This is a genomic window from Paraburkholderia phosphatilytica (assembly GCF_003443895.1).
Classification (GTDB): domain Bacteria; phylum Pseudomonadota; class Gammaproteobacteria; order Burkholderiales; family Burkholderiaceae; genus Paraburkholderia; species Paraburkholderia phosphatilytica.
Window position 1 is genome coordinate 1 of record NZ_QQOA01000097.1, and the last position, 1,828, is coordinate 1,828.

Here is a 1,828-nt window from a genome sequence, read left to right on the forward strand (position 1 = left end):
GCACATGGTGCCGACGGCCTATGTGGAGCTGGAGCGATTCCCGCTGACGCCGAATGGCAAGCTCGACCAGCGCGCGCTACCGAGTCCCGAAGCGCAACCGGCGCGTGCACAGCAAATCGGGCCCTCGAGTCCGGCGGAGGCAGCACTGCTCGCGGTCTGGCGTGCGGTGCTGCGGCGCGAGGACATCGGGGTGACCGACAATTTCTTCGTGATCGGCGGCGATTCGATCATGAGCCTGCAGATCGTCGCGAAGGTCCGCGAGGCCGGCTGGCTGGTGACGCCGCGCATGGTGTTCGAGGAGCCGACTGTCGCGCAGCTCGCGCGCGTGGCGCAGCCGGTGGGTGCGGCACCCGCGACCACGGGATCCAGCGGGAATCAAGGCAACGATACGGCGAACCCGTCGGCGAACCCGCTCCCCGCCTGGCGCGCGCTCGGCGTGACGACCGGGCACGTGGAGGACGTCTATCCGGCCACGCCGCTGCAAAGCGGCCTCCTGTATCACACGCTTGCTCAGCCCGAGAGCAACGCATACCTGATTCAGATGCGCGTGACGCTCGCAGGCGAGCTCGATCCGGGTCTGCTTCGGGATGCGTGGCGGGCCGCGCTCGCACGCCATCCGATCCTGCGCACGCGCTTCGAATGGCGTGACGGCGGTGCCGTGCTGCAGATCGTGCAGCGCGCACCGACGCTGCCGTTCGACACGCACGACTGGTCCGCCGCCGCCGACTACGACGCGCGCCTCGCCGAGTGGCGCGAACGCGATCTCGCACGCGGCATCGCACTCGATACGGCGCCGCTGTTGCGCGTCGCGTTGTTTGTGCGCGATGCGCAGACCGCCGATCTCGTCTGGACCCATCATCACGTGCTGCTCGACGGCTGGAGCGTGGCGCAGCTGATGGGCGAAATCCTGCGCGACTATCGGGCGCGCGCGGCGGGCGGTGCGCCTGCCGCGATCGAGGTGCCGCCGCCGTACCGGCGCTACGCAGACTGGATGCGGCAGGTCGCCGACGATCCCGCGACCGAAGCCTGGTGGCGCGAACGGGCGGCACGCTCGGACGAACCGGCGACGCTGCTCGGCAGCCTCGCCGCGCCTGCCGGCGAGGAACCCGGCCAGCATGCGGTGCGCAACCGTCTCGACGGTGTGCTGGCGGAACGGCTGTCGCTGGCGGCGAGGCGTCACGCGGTGACGCTCAATACGCTGATGCAGGGTGCCTGGGCGATCGTGCTCGCGCGCTACGGACATCGCGCGAGCGTGGCCTACGGCACGACGGTGGCGGGGCGTCCTGCGCATCTGCCGGGCGTCGAGCGGATGCTCGGGCTCTTCATCAATACGCTGCCGATGTGGGCCGAGGTCGATGCGCAGGCTGACGTCGGCGACTGGCTGCGCGCGTTGCAGCGCGACCTGACCGAGCTGCGGCACCACGAGCACTCCCCGCCCTCGCGCGTGCAGCAGTGGGCCGGCCGCAGCGGCGACGCGCTGTTCGACACGCTCGTCGTGTTCGAGAACTATCCAGTCGACGCATCGACCCGCGAGCCCGGCGATGGGCTGCGCGTGAGCGGTGTCGAATCGGTCGACCCGACGCACTATCCGCTTGCGCTGGCGATCATTCCGCGTGACCGGAACATCGCGCTCGAATGGGCGTGGGACGGGGCGAGGATCGATCGGGCGACGGTGGAGCGGCTGTCGGCCCATTATGTGGAGGTGCTGGAGCAGCTGGCGGCGTCGGATGCAACGCGTCGGGTGGGCGAGCTGACGCTGTCGACGGGACGCGAGGCGGCGCCGGCGCGGCGGTATGCGTTCGAGTCGCTGGGGCAGGCGCTGTCGGCG

Annotated in this window: 1 protein-coding gene; it reads left to right on the forward strand. The window is 70.6% G+C overall.

Going from position 1 to position 1,828, the window contains the following annotated elements; genetic code table 11:
* A partial coding sequence (locus DVS29_RS36685) for a condensation domain-containing protein (protein WP_240656003.1) occupies positions 1 to 1,828 on the forward strand: 1,828 nt, incomplete at both ends.